Source organism: Salmonella bongori NCTC 12419 (genome assembly GCF_000252995.1).
Taxonomy (GTDB): domain Bacteria; phylum Pseudomonadota; class Gammaproteobacteria; order Enterobacterales; family Enterobacteriaceae; genus Salmonella; species Salmonella bongori.
The window spans coordinates 1817084-1832248 of sequence record NC_015761.1 but is presented as its reverse complement, the minus strand read 5'-3'; the positions used below and the strand labels follow the sequence as shown (position 1 = coordinate 1832248).

Sequence of the window (15165 nt, the reverse complement as noted above, 5' to 3'; positions counted from 1 at the left end):
AATAGGTGTAGAAAAAAGGAGTCGCATCATGGCGGTTCAAAAGCGGTTAATAAAAGGGGCGCTGGCGTGCGCTTTTGCGCTTATGCTGAGCGGTTGCGGGACTATCCCGGATGCCATTAAAGGGTCGAGTCCGACACCGCAGCAGGATTTGGTACGGGTCATGAATGCGCCGCAGCTCTATATCGGGCAAGAGGCGCGTTTCGGCGGTAAAGTTGTCGCGGTGCAAAATCAGCAGGGAAAAACCCGGCTTGAAATTGCTACTGTCCCGCTCGACAGCGGCGCGCGCCCGGTTCTGGGCGAGGCCTCACGCGGCAGAATTTTTGCGGATGTGAACGGTTTTCTGGACCCGGTGGATTTCCGTGGTCAGTTAGTGACCGTAGTCGGCCCGATAACCGGAACGGTTGACGGTAAAATCGGCAATACGCCGTATAAATTTATGCTGATGCAGGCGACTGGTTACAAGCGGTGGCATCTTGTTCAGCAGGTTGTCATGCCTCCACAGCCGATTGATCCATGGTTTTATGGCGGGCGTGTCTGGCCTTATGGCTATGGCGGCTGGGGATGGTATAACCCTGGACCCGCAGAGGTTCAGACGATAGTAACAGAGTAATTCTTTGTTTTATCAATAAAAGAAACAGCGGCTGGTCCGCTGTTTCTGCATTCATAGAAATATAATAAAAATAAATAGTGACGCGCTTCGCAACCTTGTAGCTGTGTAATTAATAAACTGGTACGCTGAGTTAATATAATGTTAATGACTTGTTTATTAACTGGGGTTGTGATGACGACGAACACTCATTTTAGAGGTGATGCATTGAAAAAGGTTTGGCTTAACCGTTATCCCGCTGATGTTCCGGCGGAGATCAACCCTGACCGTTATCAATCCCTGGTTGAACTGTTTGAACATGCGGTAGCGCGCTATGCCGATCAGCCTGCGTTCATCAATATGGGGGAGGTGATGACCTTCCGTAAATTAGAAGAACGGAGTCGGGCATTTGCAGCTTATTTACAACAAGGGCTGGGGCTAAAAAAAGGCGATCGTGTCGCGCTGATGATGCCAAACCTGTTGCAGTATCCCGTCGCGCTATTTGGTATTTTACGCGCCGGAATGATTGTAGTGAACGTTAATCCGCTTTACACGCCGCGCGAACTTGAGCATCAGCTTAACGATAGCGGCGCGGCGGCAATCGTCATTGTGTCGAACTTTGCCCATACGCTGGAAAAAGTGGTTGAGAAAACGTCGGTACAGCACGTGATTCTGACGCGTATGGGCGATCAGCTTTCGACCGCCAAAGGGACGGTTGTTAACTTTGTCGTGAAATACATCAAGCGGCTGGTGCCGAAGTACCATTTGCCAGACGCGATCTCATTTCGTAGCGCGCTACAGCATGGCTACCGTATGCAGTACGTAAAACCGGAGGTCATCGCCGAAGATCTGGCTTTTCTCCAGTACACCGGCGGTACGACGGGCGTGGCGAAAGGGGCAATGCTGACTCACCGCAATATGCTGGCGAATCTGGAACAGGTGAAGGCGACTTACGGGCCGTTGCTTCACCCGGGGAAAGAGCTGGTGGTGACCGCACTGCCGCTGTATCACATTTTTGCCTTAACCATGAACTGCCTGCTTTTTATTGAGCTGGGCGGGCAGAACCTGCTTATCACCAATCCGCGCGATATCCCCGGTCTGGTCAAGGAGCTGGCAAAATATCCGTTTACGGCGATGACCGGCGTTAACACGCTGTTCAACGCCTTACTCAATAATAAAGAGTTTCAGCAACTGGATTTTTCCTCGCTTCATTTGTCTGCCGGTGGAGGGATGCCAGTGCAAAATGCCGTTGCGGAGCGCTGGGTTAAGCTGACCGGGCAGTACTTGCTGGAAGGCTACGGGTTGACTGAGTGCGCCCCGTTGGTAAGCGTAAACCCTCATGACATCGACTATCACAGCGGCAGTATCGGCCTGCCGGTACCGTCAACAGAAGCCAGGCTGGTGGATGACGAGGATAACGAGGTCGCGCCTGGCGAGGCAGGTGAACTCTGCGTGAAAGGCCCACAGGTGATGCTGGGTTACTGGCAGCGGCCTGACGCGACGGATGAAATCATTAAAGATGGCTGGCTGCATACGGGCGATATTGCCGTGATGGATGAAGAAGGCTTTCTGCGGATTGTCGATCGTAAGAAAGATATGATTCTGGTTTCTGGCTTCAACGTTTATCCAAATGAAATTGAAGATGTGGTGATGCAGCATTCAGGTGTGCAGGAGGTGGCGGCGGTGGGAGTGCCTTCCGGTAGCAGTGGCGAAGCGGTGAAGATTTTCGTGGTAAAGAAAGACTCCGCGTTGACTGACGAGGCACTAATCACTTTCTGTCGCCGTCATCTGACCGGATATAAGGTCCCTAAGCTGGTGGAGTTTCGTGAGGAATTACCAAAATCCAACGTTGGGAAAATTTTACGACGAGAACTACGTGACGAAGCCCGCAGCAAAGTAGACAATAACGCCTGAGCGTTAAGTCAGCTAACGGAAGACGCCGGTTTAACCGGCGTTTTTTTTGGCGCGAACCATAGAGAACACGATTTGAATTACCAAATGATTGAAACGGACGACGCGCTGGCGAGCCTGTGTGCAGCTGTCCGCGCATGTCCGGCTATTGCTTTAGATACTGAATTTGTCCGTACCCGTACCTATTATCCGCAGTTAGGATTGATCCAGTTATTTGATGGCGCGCATGTCGCTCTGATCGATCCGATCGGCATCACCGACTGGTCGCCGTTAAAAGCGGTGCTACGAGATGCTGGAATCACCAAATTTCTTCATGCGGGCAGCGAAGATCTGGAAGTGTTTCTGAAGGCGTTTGGCGAACTGCCGGAACCATTGATTGATACGCAAATTCTGGCGGCATTTTGCGGCCGTCCATTATCGTGGGGCTTTGCATCAATGGTGGAAGAGTACACGGGCGTGGCGTTGGATAAAAGCGAGTCCCGTACCGACTGGCTGGCCCGGCCTTTAAGCGAACGCCAGTGCGAATATGCGGCGGCGGATGTCTGGTATCTGTTACCGATTGCCAAAAAATTGATGATTGAAACTGAAGCTGCAGGATGGCTGCCTGCTGCGCTTGATGAATGTCGGTTGATGCAGCAGCGCCGTCAGGAGATCCAGGCGCCGGAGGAGGCATGGCGGGATATCACCAATGCCTGGCAACTGCGTACTCGCCAGTTGGCCTGCCTGCAACTTTTAACTGACTGGCGGCTGCGTAAGGCGCGCGAACGCGATATGGCGGTAAACTTTGTTGTGCGTGAAGAAAATCTGTGGGCGGTCGCGCGTTATATGCCAGGGAGTCTCGGCGAACTGGATAGCCTGGGGCTTTCCGGCAGCGAAATTCGTTTTCATGGTAAGACGCTAATATCGCTGGTGGCGAAAGCGCAGGCGCTGCCGGAAGAGGCGTTGCCGGAACCACTGTTGAATCTGATGGACATGCCGGGCTATCGCAAAGCGTTTAAGGCCATCAAAGCGCTGGTGGCCGACGTCAGTGCGGCGCATCATGTGAGTGGCGAGCTACTGGCATCACGTCGGCAGATTAACCAGTTACTTAACTGGCACTGGAAATTAAAGCCGCAAAACGGACTGCCGGAATTGGTCTCCGGCTGGCGGGCCAACCTGATGGTGGAAAAGCTAACGAGTCTGTTACTGGAGTATCCGCGTTAACGCGGGCCAGTAGCGGGAAAATAGCGGGGTAAATAAATAGTCTTACCCGCGGAGCAGACGCAGGAAAATAAAAAGGCAGATTTTCTGCCTTTTTTAATCCAGGAATTTTCCCATAAAAGAGCTTATTTTGACTCTTCGGCTTCCGGCAGCGTTACGTTAAGTTCAAGGATCGAAATGTCGCCGTCTTTTTGCTCAAGCTGAACGGTGACCATTTCCGGATCAATTTGTACGTATTTACAAATGACCTCAAGAATATCTTTGCGTAACTGTGGTAAATAATGTGGTTCGGCATCGCTACGGCGACGTTCCGCGACAATGATTTGCAACCGCTCTTTTGCAATATTAGCGGTACTCTTTTTCCGCGAGAGAAAAAAATCCAGTAATGCCATAATTTATCCTCCGAACAGGCGTTTGAGGAAACCTTTCTTCTCTTCTTCAATGAAGCGGAAAGGACGTTCTTCTCCCAACAGACGATCTACGGTATCTGCATAGGCTTTACCCGCATCAGCCGTGGCGTCAAGAATTACCGGCTCGCCCTGGTTGGATGCCCGCAGTACGGATTGATCTTCCGGAATCACCCCAACGAGTTTAATACGCAGAATTTCCAGTACATCCTCCATGCTGAGCATGTCGCCTTTATTTACGCGACCAGGATTGTAGCGTGTCAACAGGAGATGTTCTTTAATGGGTTCTTCACCATTTTCCGCGCGGCGGGATTTCGACGCCAGAATGCCCAGAATACGGTCCGAGTCGCGGACAGAAGAGACTTCCGGGTTAGTCGTAATGATCGCCTCATCGGCAAAATAGAGCGCCATCAGCGCCCCGGTTTCGATACCCGCCGGCGAATCGCAAACGATGAAATCAAAATCCATGGCTTTGAGATCGTCAAGCACCTTTGCGACGCCTTCGCGCGTCAGGGCATCTTTATCCCGGGTCTGAGACGCCGGAAGAATGAAGAGATTTTCAGTACGCTTATCTTTGATCAGCGCCTGATTCAGTGTCGCATCGCCCTGAATGACGTTTACAAAATCGTAAACGACACGACGTTCGCACCCCATAATCAAATCGAGGTTACGCAGTCCGATGTCAAAATCAATAACGACAGTTTTCTTTCCCTTCTGGGCCAAACCTGTAGCGATGGCCGCGCTGGAGGTGGTCTTGCCAACGCCCCCTTTACCCGAAGTAACAACAATAATGCGTGCCATAAAAATTCCTTGTTAAAAAGGGATCAATTCAACGGTTGAACTGTCAAAGCGTTGTCTGCTAAACGCAGGCGAGCCGCTTTGTCATAAAATTCTGCCGGGATATTATCACTCAGCCAGTACACCCCTGCGATAGACACCAGTTCTGCCGCCAGATGGGTACAAAAAATTTGCGCTTCCCGATCGCCGCTCGCCCCTGCCAGCGCGCGACCTCTCATCATGCCATAGACATGGATATTGCCATCAGCGATAAGCTCTGCGCCAGCGCTGACGTGGCTTGTAACAATCAGATCACATTGTGGAGCATAAATACGCTGACCGGAACGAACCGGAACATCAATTAATCGCGTTTTTGTGATGGGATTAGCGTTTTGTGGCGGCTCGCTGGGCGTTGCAGGCTCAACGGGCGCAGGTCGTACCACTTTTTCTTTACCTTCAGTCAGTAAAGGAAGGCCCATCCGATCGATTTCTGCTTTCAGGCTGGCGTCTTTACAGCCGCTAACGCCGATAATGCGTAAGCCGGTTGAGGTAACAATCTTGTGCAATTCCGGCCAGCTTACCGGGCTTTCAAGACCGCTAACGTTAATGACGACAGGGGCGTGTTTTAAAAATGCAGGAGCCTGCGCAATTTTGTCTTCTAACGCCTGACGAATAACCTCTGGTTCCGCTTCATGCAAATGAACCACTGATAAGGTGAAACTACTGCCTTTAAGCTCGATTGGCGTGTTTGACATCCTGGCCTTACTCAATTTGCTGTTTATCATCTCCGGGACGGAGTGATATTCCGAAGTCCAGAAGGCATGTTATAGTCAGTATTATATTGAGGCAAGTCACCATCCCGTTAATTCAGAGTAAAAGTATGTTTTGTGTGATCTATCGAAGTAGCAAGCGCGATCAAACTTATTTGTATGTCGAAAAAAAAGACGATTTCTCGCGGGTGCCCGACGCGTTGATGAAGGGATTTGGTCAGCCGCAGTTAGCAATGATTTTGCCGCTTGATGGGCGTAAAAAATTAGTCAATGCCGAGCTCGAAAAAGTAAAACAGGCGTTAAGCGAGCAGGGCTATTATTTACAATTGCCGCCGCCGCCGGAAGATTTGCTAAAACAGCACCTTTCTACGGTGGGGATAAATACGCCGCGCGCTGACCGTTAAAGGGTATTCGGCGTCGCGTTGACGCGACGCCTCGCCTGAATTCCATAATGATCTTAGGGGAACATAATGTATCAACATCGCAACTGGCAAGGTGCCCTGCTTGATTACCCGGTAAGTAAAGTGGTTTGTGTGGGCAGTAATTACGCAAAACACATCAAAGAGATGGGGAGCGCGACGCCGGAGGAGCCCGTTCTTTTTATCAAACCAGAGACTGCATTGTGTGATATCCGCCAGCCGCTGGCGATTCCGGCAGACATGGGCGCCGTTCATCATGAAGTTGAACTGGCTGTGCTGATTGGCGCAACACTTCGTCAGGCGACCGAAGATCATGTACGTAAAGCGATAGCAGGTTATGGGGTTGCGCTTGACTTAACCCTGCGTGATATTCAACGAAATATGAAAAAGGCCGGGCAACCCTGGGAAAAAGCCAAGGGCTTTGATAATGCGTGTCCCATTTCAGGCTTTATTCCTGTATCGGCCTTTAGCGGCGATCCGCAAAATACGGTTCTGGGGCTTAACGTTAATGGCGAGGTTCGCCAGCAAGGGTCGACCGCTGATATGATTCATCCCATTGTACCCCTTATCGCCTATATGAGCCGCTATTTTACGCTGAAAGCGGGAGATGTGGTGCTAACCGGTACGCCGGAAGGCGTGGGGCCGCTGCAGAGCGGTGATGAACTGGAGATTCGTTTTAATGGCGAATCGTTGTCTACCCGCGTTTTGTAAAATCTGCTTGCCGCCTTCAGGGACAGTAAAACTTGCATCTGCAGGTCAGACTGGTTATAAGGTGCAGCTTTAAAGCAATGGCGGATACATTAATGAGCGATATACCTTTCTGGCAACGTAAAACCCTGGATGAAATGACTGATGCCGAGTGGGAGTCGCTGTGCGATGGTTGCGGTCAGTGCTGCCTGCACAAGCTGATGGATGAAGATACGGATGAAATCTACTTTACCAACGTGGCGTGCAGACAATTAAATATCAAAACGTGCCAGTGCCGTCATTATGAACGCCGTTTTGAATTTGAGCCTGATTGTATCAAGCTCACTCGCGACAACCTGCCTGACTTTGAATGGCTGCCGATGACCTGCGCCTACCGATTGTTAGCGGAAGGCCAAACCCTGCCGGCATGGCATCCGCTGCTCACTGGATCAAAAGCCGCTATGCATGGCGAACGAATTTCTGTCCGTCATATCGCGGTAAAAGAATCTGAGGTGCGGGACTGGCAGGAGCATATTTTAAACAAACCGTCGTGGGCGGAATAAGCGAGTGTTCGCCCTGAATACTTTGTGCTTTTTCAACGGGTGATATGAGTGGTGTAGGGCTGATAAACGCAGCGCTATCAGACGCTACACGATATCATCAGCTCTATTTACAGTTCTTTAATCTATGTCCGGAACCTGCTGAAACCAGTAATTTTGTGCAAATTCCGTGACCTGGCGTTATGACTACCGCCTCATCGTCTCTGATGCTCCTTGCCGTTACGCTCGCGTGTGTATGGCGGCGACTCTATACTTTCAAAGCAGTATATCGCTGCCTATCCTGAGGAGTTACCCATGAATAACCAACCGTTGCGCGTTTCAAAGGATCAGCCCAGGAAGCCTGATAAGACACCCGAAGACGAAGGAAAAAATCCAAAGAAAAACCAAAAGTAGTAATGTAGGGTATCTTTAATAACTATGGTTCGTTGGAGGCTTTATGTCTGAACGTCCTGATTTAGTCGATCCATTACCAGAGGATGAACCGCTTCCTGGCGAGAACATTCCGGAGACGCCCGAGGGAGACGATCCTCTCGACCCGGATACCCAGAATGAAGTTGAAGATCCTCGTAGATAGCGTCCTGTGCTATTAACCAACCGCCTGATGCAGCTGCCCGATTTTTGTTGGCAGACTATGCCAGGCGGTTTTTTTGCGCCCGCGCGACGTGAATCATCCCGTAACTCCCGGAAAGATAGCCTATAATTTTTTGTACGTTAAAATAGTAGCGCGTCCATGACGACACGATCTTATTTGCGCTTAGCCGTTTACGGGTTCAAAGGAGGAAATCAATGAACAGCGAAGAGTTGACACGTAAAGCAGAAGAGGAAATTACGGCGCTAATTACCAAAAAGGTGGCCGAACTGCGGAAAAAAACTGGCCAGGAAGTTTCTGAAATAGAGTTTGCGCCGCGTGAAACCATGAAAGGGCTTGAGGGATACGACGTTACCATTAAACTACTCTAACGTGTAAACCGCACGCCATGGTAATGAGACTACTGGGCGGGGCCCCGCCCAGAGGCGAGCGATAAAGAACGTCAGGCTTTTTTCTGCTGATACATCTGGTCGCCCTGATGGTCTTCCTCCACCCAGAAATGGATATTGAAGCGCGCATCATCGCTAAGTTCCACCCGATGCCAGTATTGTGGCGGGCTGGTGGCGAATTGTCCGGCATTAATCACTACTGTCACTTCGGGCTCTGTCGCAGCTTCATTTGCAAAGCCGTAATACGTCACAGTGCCTTCCATCACGCAAAGTTGACCGAAAACGCCTGCTGCCGTGTTGTGGTGGGAAAGTAACGCTGCCGGAACGTTATCTTTAGTGAAAAAGGGCGTGGAGCGTTTAACTTTCCAGTTTGCCGGGATGCGTAAATGGGACATAGAACATCTCCTTTGTACAGCCTTTAAAGATGTATTTAATATACACCTTTAAAGGCTGACAGCCAAACATTTGCAATAAAAAACGCTCCCGAAGGAGCGTATGTATTAGCGGCTAAATAAGTCGCGTTTTCTGGGTCTATACGCCTGGGCTATGACGACGGCTATCGCAACCACAAGATAGGCGGTAAAGATCCCCAGCAGCCATTGCGGCATTTCCAGCGTTAAAAACGACCACTGACGATCTGCGCAATCGCCGGATGCTACAAATACTTGCGGCAGCCATTTACCCAGCGGTAACCAGTCTGGAAAGCGAGCTATAAAGTCACAGGTCATGAACGGCGAAGGGTGCAACTGAATCATCGTATGTTCATAAGCCAGCTGCAGGCCCCGCCAGGCGCTATAAATCCAGATAACCATCGCCACGTACCGCAGCGGCGTTTTCGGCGCTATGGCACCAACCAGACCCGCGCCCATTACGCCAAACAGGGCGCAGCGCTCGTAAATACACAGCACGCAAGGCTTAAGCAACATTACATGCTGGAACCACAGTGCTACCATTTCCAACGCAAAGGCGGTTAACGCCATCAGTAACCATGCGCCCCGACCCCGTGAGCACTGGTTTAAAAATCGCAACATAATCATTTCCCTGCAACATGCGTAGAGACCGCAGTGTAAACCAATTCAATTCGTGCGCCACTAGCGGGAAATGAAATAATGTGTAATTGGATAATTATCAGACAAAAAGCGAAGCCGGGCAATAAATCGCCCGGCTAAACGTTATAAAAGTGTTGCTAACCAGCCCATCTGGGTCATCCATTCGGTGACTGGTGCAAGAGTGAATTCGACGCACAGTAACCCTACCAACGTCAGAACAATCGTGTACGGCAACGCCATCCAGACCATGCGACCATAGGAGAGACGGATTAATGGTGCCAGTGCGGAGGTTAGCAGGAACAAAAATGCCGCCTGACCGTTTGGCGTCGCTACCGATGGCAGGTTCGTACCGGTATTGATTGCCACGGCTAACAGCTCAAATTGCTTTAAGCTAATCGCGCCGCTTTCCATTGCCGCTTTCGCTTCGTTGATATAAATAGTGCCAACAAAGACGTTATCTGAAATAGAAGATAACAGGCCGTTAAAGAGATAGAACAACGTTAGCTGCGCATGTTCGGAGGCTTGTAAAACGAACTGAATAATTGGCGCGAAAAGATGTTGATCGATAATCACTGCCACAATAGAGAAGAAAACGGTCAAAAGTGCAGTGAATGGCAGCGATTCGGTAAAGGCTTTGCCGATGGCGTGCTCATCGGTAACGCCCGTTAACGCGGTGGCCAGAATAATCACCGACAGGCCAATCAGCCCCACCTCTGCAAGATGAAGGGCGAGGGCGGTAACCAGCCAGATGCCGATAATCGCCTGAACTATCAGCTTAATTTTATCCTGGCGGGTGCGCTGCTTACGGCTTTGGTCATCGAACTGCTGTAAGACGTCGCGGACTTTTTCCGGCAGTGTTTCGCCATAGCCAAACCAGCGCATCTTCTCGAGCAATATACAGGTTAACAGCCCACATACCAGTACCGGGATGGTGACCGGCGACATACGCAAAAAGAAGTCGCCGAAATGCCAGCCAGCCGCTTTAGCAATGATCAGGTTTTGCGGCTCCCCGACCATCGTCATTACCCCGCCCAGCGCCGTACCCACGCCTGCATGCATCATCAGGCTGCGCAAGAATCCGCGAAATTGCTCCAGCACCGTTTTGTAATGCTGGTCGATATGGCTGTCATCCAGTATATCGTTTTCTTCACCGCGTGATGAGGCAACGCGATGGTAAATTCCGTAAAAACCGACCGCGACGCTGATCACTACAGCTACCACGGTGAGGGCATCAAGGAAAGCCGACAGGAAGGCAGCGGCGACGCAAAAGGCCAGCGACAGAACCATCTTCGAGCGAATACTGAGTAACAGACGGGTAAAAATAAACAGTAGCAACTGTTTCATAAAGTAGATGCCCGCCACCATAAACATCAGCAGCAGCAATACTTCCAGGTTGGCGGCAACCTCTTCACGTACATGGGTAGCGCTGGTCATACCAATGACAACCGCTTCAATGGCCAGCAACCCGCCGGGCAGAAGTGGATAACACTTCAACGCCATCGCCAGAGTGAAGATAAACTCCGCCACCAATAGCCAGCCGGCAACAAAAGAATTAGCGAAAAAGATTAATGGGTTAATGATCAAAAAGATAAGTAGTGCCAGTTTATACCAGTCAGGCGACTGGCCTAAAAAGTTGCGCCACATGGCGCGACCCCAGGAGATCTCCATGAAATTTTCCCTTACCTGTGAAAATGAAATAGCGTTTTTATGTTTAAACGCAGAGAGTAGCGAGCGCGGCGAATGCAAGCAAGTGCTTAACGATATTCGCAGACGATATCAGAAATGGTGTATTGATCCCCTTTTTCTTCATCGTGTCCGCTATCAGGCGTTACGCCCGTCTGGTATGATGAGTGTAACTATGTTTTGCTGTGTAATGGAAATCTCACTATGGTCATTAAGGCGCAGAGCCCGGCGGGTTTCGCGGAAGAGTATATTATTGAAAGTATCTGGAATAACCGCTTCCCTCCGGGAACGATATTACCGGCAGAACGAGAACTCTCCGAGCTGATCGGTGTGACGCGCACTACATTACGCGAAGTACTACAACGGCTGGCGCGAGACGGCTGGCTGACCATTCAGCATGGTAAACCGACAAAGGTCAATAACTTTTGGGAAACGTCAGGGTTGAATATTCTGGAAACGCTGGCTCGCCTTGACCATGAAAGCGTTCCGCAGCTTATCGATAATCTGCTGTCGGTGCGTACCAATATTTCTACTATTTTTATTCGTACGGCGTTGCGTCAACATCCTGATAAAGCGCAGGAAGTGCTGGCTACCGCTCACGAAGTGGCCGATCATGCCGATGCCTTCGCCGAGCTGGATTATAACATCTTTCGCGGCCTGGCATTCGCCTCCGGCAACCCTATATATGGCTTGATCCTGAACGGCATGAAAGGATTATATACCCGCATTGGCCGCCACTATTTCGCCAATCCGGAAGCGCGCAGCCTGGCGTTGGGCTTCTATCATAAATTATCGTCGTTATGTGAGCAGGGTGCGCACGATCAGGTGTATGAAACGGTGCGTCGTTACGGGCATGACAGCGGCGAAATTTGGCACCGTATGCAAAAAAATCTGCCCGGTGATTTAGCCATTCAGGGGCGATAACCCAGGAGGGCCCGGTAAGCGCCACGGCTACCGGGCAGTACTACCATTACAGATTGTTCATGCGCGGCGGGCAACGTTCCAGCAATTCTACGCTGCCGTCTTCATTCTGCTGTTCCAGCATGACATCAAATCCCCATAAGCGGTGTACATGTTTCAGCACCTCTTTGCGCCCCTTATCCAGCGGCGCGCGGTTATGGGGGATATAACGCAACGTCAGTGACCTGTCACCGCGTAAATCCACATTCCAGACCTGAATATTCGGTTCCAGATTACTCAGATTATACTGTGACGACAGTTTTGCACGAATCTCCCGATACCCGTCCTCATTATGAATAGCGGAGATTTCCAGATAATTATGTCTGTCATCATCAAGTACCGTGAAGAAACGAAAATCGCGCATCACTTTAGGCGACAGGAACTGGCTGATAAAACTCTCATCTTTAAAGTCACGCATAGCGAAGTGCAGCGTTTCCAGCCAGTCGGAACCAGCAATATCCGGGAACCAGTATTTATCTTCATCAGTCGGCGACTGGCAAATACGTTTAATATCCTGGAACATGGCAAAGCCAAGCGCATAAGGATTTATTCCGCTATACCAGGGGCTGTTATAGGGCGGCTGGAACACCACATTGGTGTGGCTGTGTAAAAACTCCAGCATAAAGCGCTCTGTGACTTTGCCTTCGTCATAGAGATGATTAAGGATGGTGTAATGCCAGAAGGTCGCCCAGCCTTCGTTCATGACCTGCGTCTGTTTCTGCGGATAAAAATACTGGCTAACTTTACGCACGATGCGCAGAATTTCACGTTGCCACGGCTCCAGCAGTGGGGCATTTTTTTCCATAAAATAGAGCAGATTTTCCTGCGGTTCGGAAGGAAAACGTCGCGCTTCGGCAACGGTTTTCTCTTCTTCGCGTTTCGGCAACGTGCGCCACAGCATATTGACCTGGCTTTGCAGATACTCTTCCCGGCTTTTTTGTCGCGCTTTTTCCTCCTGCAATGAGATTTTTTGCGGGCGCTTATAGCGATCAACGCCGTAATTCATCAGCGCGTGACAGGAATCGAGCAGCTTTTCTACCTCGTCTACCCCGTAGCGTTCTTCACAACGGGTAATGTAATTACGGGCGAAAATTAGGTAATCAACGATAGAACTGGCATCCGTCCAGCTTCGAAACAGATAATTATTCTTAAAAAACGAGTTATGTCCGTAACAGGCGTGCGCCATCACCAGCGCCTGCATGGTGATGGTATTTTCCTCCATCAAATAGGCGATACAGGGATTGGAGTTGATCACAATTTCATAAGCCAGTCCCTGCTGGCCATGCTTATACAGACGTTCAGTTTCAATGAACTTTTTGCCAAATGACCAGTGTGGATAGTTGATGGGCATCCCAACGCTGGAGTAGGCGTCCATCATCTGTTCGGAGGTGATGACCTCAATTTGGTGAGGGTAAGTATCCAGCTTATAGCGTTTCGCCACCCGGTCTATCTCTGCCAGATAAGTATCCAGCAGATCAAAGGTCCAGTCGGGCCCATCGCTCAAGCGTGTGGTGTCCTTATTCATGGAGTCAATCGTAGCCATTCGCGCACCCTCATTGTTGGCGGCGCTCTCTGTGTGGAGTGCCTCATTTAAAGCATAGAACAGCCTGTTAAAAAACGAATTGAGAGTGAAAATTTTTCTTTGCGATTTTCTCCGATCTGTACGGTGAAAAACCGGGTCGACGCACGATTTTATGCTGCGTAAAAATGGTGCGCAGCAGGAGATCTCACACCAGTGAGATGGCTTACCATTAGGGTATATGTGAAGCATGTCACCATAAAAAAGTCGTATGTTGAATAATATTTTCATCTGAGTTATCAAGATGTAATCAGAAGATTATTCTTATTACTAATAACGGAGCGGTTATGCGAGTTGTCATCCTGGGGAGTGGCGTGGTCGGTGTGACCAGCGCCTGGTATCTGAGTCAGGCGGGACATGAGGTCACCGTCATTGATCGCGAATCCGGCCCGGCGCAAGAGACCAGTGCGGCGAATGCCGGGCAAATTTCACCGGGATACGCAGCGCCGTGGGCAGCCCCAGGCGTGCCGCTGAAAGCGATAAAATGGATGTTTCAGCGCCACGCACCGTTGGCGGTGCGTCTGGACGGTACCCCGTTTCAATTGAAGTGGATGTGGCAAATGCTGCGTAACTGCGATACCCGGCATTACATGGAAAACAAAGGCCGTATGGTGCGTCTGGCGGAATATAGCCGTGACTGTCTGAAAACGTTACGCGCTTCAACCGGTATTGAATATGAAGGCCGCCAGGGGGGAACGCTACAGCTTTTTCGTACCGCGCAACAGTATGAGAATGCCACCCGCGATATCGCAGTGCTCGAGGACGCTGGTGTGCCATATCAGTTGCTGGAGTCCAGCCGACTGGCGGAAGTCGAGCCCGCTCTGGCGGAGGTCGCACATAAATTGACCGGCGGACTGCGTTTACCAAATGATGAAACCGGAGATTGCCAACTCTTTACTCAGCGTCTGGCGCACATGGCGGAGCAGGCGGGGGTAACCTTTCGCTTTAATACCCCTGTAGAAAAACTGCTGTATGAAAATGAACAGATTTACGGCGTGAAATGCGGCGGTGAAATCATTAAAGCGGATGCGTATGTCATGGCGTTCGGATCGTATTCGACGGCGATGCTTAAAGGCATTGTCGATATTCCGGTTTATCCGCTGAAAGGTTATTCATTAACTATTCCCATAGCCCAGTCAGATGGCGCGCCCGTGTCGACTATTCTGGATGAAACCTACAAAATCGCCATTACACGTTTCGATAAGCGTATTCGCGTGGGGGGGATGGCGGAAATCGTGGGCTTTAATACCGAATTGTTACAACCGCGTCGCGAGACGCTGGAGATGGTCGTGCGGGATCTTTTTCCGCGTGGCGGTCATATCGAGCAGGCTACTTTCTGGACCGGTTTGCGGCCCATGACGCCAGACGGCACGCCAGTCGTTGGACGCACCCGTTTTAAAAATCTGTGGCTCAATACCGGGCATGGCACATTAGGCTGGACCATGGCCTGCGGTTCAGGTCAATTATTAAGCGATATCTTATCAGACCGTACACCTGCGATACCTTACGATGATCTGAGCGTGGCGCGGTACGGCGCTGATTTTATGCCTTCCCGTCCGCAGCGTTTGCATAGCGCACATAACTGAATAAGGAAGTGAA

At 50.4% G+C, this 15165-nt stretch carries 17 protein-coding genes; 10 read left to right on the top strand and 7 right to left on the bottom strand.

Annotated elements, in window-relative coordinates:
- Positions 1–28 precede the first annotated feature (28 nt).
- The 3 genes from SBG_RS08610 (at position 29) to rnd (ending at position 3700) form a co-directional block, all read left to right on the top strand.
- The gene (locus SBG_RS08610; RefSeq protein WP_000290589.1) at positions 29–610 is read left to right on the top strand and encodes a Slp family lipoprotein; all 582 of its coding nucleotides are present in this window, start codon (positions 29–31) and stop codon (positions 608–610) included.
- A 204-nt stretch (positions 611–814) separates the two neighbouring features.
- Entirely contained in the window at positions 815–2500 is a 1686-nt protein-coding gene (gene fadD, locus SBG_RS08605) for a long-chain-fatty-acid--CoA ligase FadD (RefSeq protein WP_015702905.1), read from the top strand.
- 72 nt (positions 2501–2572) lie between these two features.
- On the top strand, positions 2573–3700 hold the full coding sequence (gene rnd / locus SBG_RS08600; protein WP_001109118.1) for a ribonuclease D: 1128 nt from the start codon (positions 2573–2575) through the stop codon (positions 3698–3700).
- A gap of 122 nt (positions 3701–3822) precedes the next feature.
- Here rnd and minE read toward each other — a convergent pair whose 3' ends face one another.
- Genes minE through minC form a run of 3 tightly spaced genes read right to left on the bottom strand, consistent with a single transcriptional unit; the run spans position 3823 to position 5636 of the window.
- On the bottom strand, positions 3823–4089 hold the full coding sequence (gene minE / locus SBG_RS08595; protein WP_001185666.1) for a cell division topological specificity factor MinE: 267 nt from the start codon (positions 4087–4089) through the stop codon (positions 3823–3825).
- 3 nt (positions 4090–4092) lie between these two features.
- A complete protein-coding gene (gene minD / locus SBG_RS08590) occupies positions 4093–4905 on the bottom strand; it encodes a septum site-determining protein MinD (RefSeq protein ID WP_000101045.1) in 813 nt (270 codons plus the stop codon).
- 23 nt (positions 4906–4928) lie between these two features.
- Positions 4929–5636: a septum site-determining protein MinC gene (minC, locus tag SBG_RS08585; RefSeq protein ID WP_000072529.1), complete on the bottom strand. Its 708-nt coding sequence runs from the start codon at positions 5634–5636 to the stop codon at positions 4929–4931.
- A 125-nt stretch (positions 5637–5761) separates the two neighbouring features.
- On the opposite strand from minC, the gene SBG_RS08580 reads away from it, so the two are divergent.
- The 5 genes from SBG_RS08580 (at position 5762) to SBG_RS08560 (ending at position 8277) form a co-directional block, all read left to right on the top strand.
- A complete protein-coding gene (locus SBG_RS08580) occupies positions 5762–6055 on the top strand; it encodes a YcgL domain-containing protein (protein WP_024135031.1) in 294 nt (97 codons plus the stop codon).
- A gap of 66 nt (positions 6056–6121) precedes the next feature.
- On the top strand, positions 6122–6781 hold the full coding sequence (locus SBG_RS08575) for a fumarylacetoacetate hydrolase family protein (protein ID WP_000284322.1): 660 nt from the start codon (positions 6122–6124) through the stop codon (positions 6779–6781).
- A gap of 92 nt (positions 6782–6873) precedes the next feature.
- The gene (locus SBG_RS08570; protein WP_042917341.1) at positions 6874–7320 is read left to right on the top strand and encodes a YcgN family cysteine cluster protein; all 447 of its coding nucleotides are present in this window, start codon (positions 6874–6876) and stop codon (positions 7318–7320) included.
- A gap of 433 nt (positions 7321–7753) precedes the next feature.
- Complete coding sequence (locus SBG_RS08565; RefSeq protein WP_020844458.1) at positions 7754–7891, top strand: hypothetical protein; 138 nt, start codon at positions 7754–7756, stop codon at positions 7889–7891.
- A 212-nt stretch (positions 7892–8103) separates the two neighbouring features.
- Positions 8104–8277, top strand: coding sequence for a GnsA/GnsB family addiction module toxin (locus SBG_RS08560; RefSeq protein WP_001083586.1), 174 nt, complete (start codon positions 8104–8106; stop codon positions 8275–8277).
- A 71-nt stretch (positions 8278–8348) separates the two neighbouring features.
- Here the strand turns inward: SBG_RS08560 and SBG_RS08555 are convergent, their stop codons facing one another.
- The 3 genes from SBG_RS08555 to nhaB form a co-directional block, all read right to left on the bottom strand.
- A complete protein-coding gene (locus SBG_RS08555) occupies positions 8349–8690 on the bottom strand; it encodes a DUF1971 domain-containing protein (protein WP_000018964.1) in 342 nt (113 codons plus the stop codon).
- Between the two features lie 105 nt (positions 8691–8795).
- Positions 8796–9326, bottom strand: coding sequence for a disulfide bond formation protein DsbB (gene dsbB, locus SBG_RS08550; protein ID WP_000943477.1), 531 nt, complete (start codon positions 9324–9326; stop codon positions 8796–8798).
- A 141-nt stretch (positions 9327–9467) separates the two neighbouring features.
- Positions 9468–11012 (bottom strand): Na(+)/H(+) antiporter NhaB, encoded by a 1545-nt coding sequence (nhaB, locus tag SBG_RS08545; RefSeq protein WP_000406422.1) that lies wholly within the window; start codon positions 11010–11012, stop codon positions 9468–9470.
- Between the two features lie 219 nt (positions 11013–11231).
- Here nhaB and fadR point away from each other — a divergent pair, with 219 nt between their 5' ends.
- Positions 11232–11951 (top strand): fatty acid metabolism transcriptional regulator FadR, encoded by a 720-nt coding sequence (fadR, locus tag SBG_RS08540; RefSeq protein WP_000234828.1) that lies wholly within the window; start codon positions 11232–11234, stop codon positions 11949–11951.
- 46 nt (positions 11952–11997) lie between these two features.
- On the opposite strand, the gene SBG_RS08535 is transcribed toward fadR, so the two are convergent.
- Complete coding sequence (locus SBG_RS08535; RefSeq protein ID WP_000190827.1) at positions 11998–13530, bottom strand: SpoVR family protein; 1533 nt, start codon at positions 13528–13530, stop codon at positions 11998–12000.
- Positions 13531–13853: 323 nt separating this feature from the next.
- On the opposite strand from SBG_RS08535, the gene SBG_RS08530 reads away from it, so the two are divergent.
- The gene (locus tag SBG_RS08530; protein ID WP_001266943.1) at positions 13854–15152 is read left to right on the top strand and encodes a D-amino acid dehydrogenase; all 1299 of its coding nucleotides are present in this window, start codon (positions 13854–13856) and stop codon (positions 15150–15152) included.
- Positions 15153–15165: the final 13 nt, after the last annotated feature.

Excerpts from the sequence above, each read along its gene's own strand:
- minE (WP_001185666.1), bottom strand. The coding sequence starts at position 4,089 with ATGGCATTACTGGATTTTTTTCTCTCGCGGAAAAAGAGTACCGCTAAT.
- SBG_RS08530 (WP_001266943.1), top strand. The coding sequence starts at position 13,854 with ATGCGAGTTGTCATCCTGGGGAGTGGCGTGGTCGGTGTGACCAGCGCC.
- SBG_RS08610 (WP_000290589.1), top strand. The coding sequence starts at position 29 with ATGGCGGTTCAAAAGCGGTTAATAAAAGGGGCGCTGGCGTGCGCTTTT.
- fadR (WP_000234828.1), top strand. The coding sequence starts at position 11,232 with ATGGTCATTAAGGCGCAGAGCCCGGCGGGTTTCGCGGAAGAGTATATT.
- minC (WP_000072529.1), bottom strand. The coding sequence starts at position 5,636 with ATGTCAAACACGCCAATCGAGCTTAAAGGCAGTAGTTTCACCTTATCA.
- minD (WP_000101045.1), bottom strand. The coding sequence starts at position 4,905 with ATGGCACGCATTATTGTTGTTACTTCGGGTAAAGGGGGCGTTGGCAAG.
- SBG_RS08575 (WP_000284322.1), top strand. The coding sequence starts at position 6,122 with ATGTATCAACATCGCAACTGGCAAGGTGCCCTGCTTGATTACCCGGTA.
- dsbB (WP_000943477.1), bottom strand. The coding sequence starts at position 9,326 with ATGTTGCGATTTTTAAACCAGTGCTCACGGGGTCGGGGCGCATGGTTA.
- SBG_RS08570 (WP_042917341.1), top strand. The coding sequence starts at position 6,874 with ATGAGCGATATACCTTTCTGGCAACGTAAAACCCTGGATGAAATGACT.
- SBG_RS08535 (WP_000190827.1), bottom strand. The coding sequence starts at position 13,530 with ATGGCTACGATTGACTCCATGAATAAGGACACCACACGCTTGAGCGAT.
- nhaB (WP_000406422.1), bottom strand. The coding sequence starts at position 11,012 with ATGGAGATCTCCTGGGGTCGCGCCATGTGGCGCAACTTTTTAGGCCAG.
- SBG_RS08580 (WP_024135031.1), top strand. The coding sequence starts at position 5,762 with ATGTTTTGTGTGATCTATCGAAGTAGCAAGCGCGATCAAACTTATTTG.
- SBG_RS08555 (WP_000018964.1), bottom strand. The coding sequence starts at position 8,690 with ATGTCCCATTTACGCATCCCGGCAAACTGGAAAGTTAAACGCTCCACG.
- SBG_RS08565 (WP_020844458.1), top strand. The coding sequence starts at position 7,754 with ATGTCTGAACGTCCTGATTTAGTCGATCCATTACCAGAGGATGAACCG.
- SBG_RS08560 (WP_001083586.1), top strand. The coding sequence starts at position 8,104 with ATGAACAGCGAAGAGTTGACACGTAAAGCAGAAGAGGAAATTACGGCG.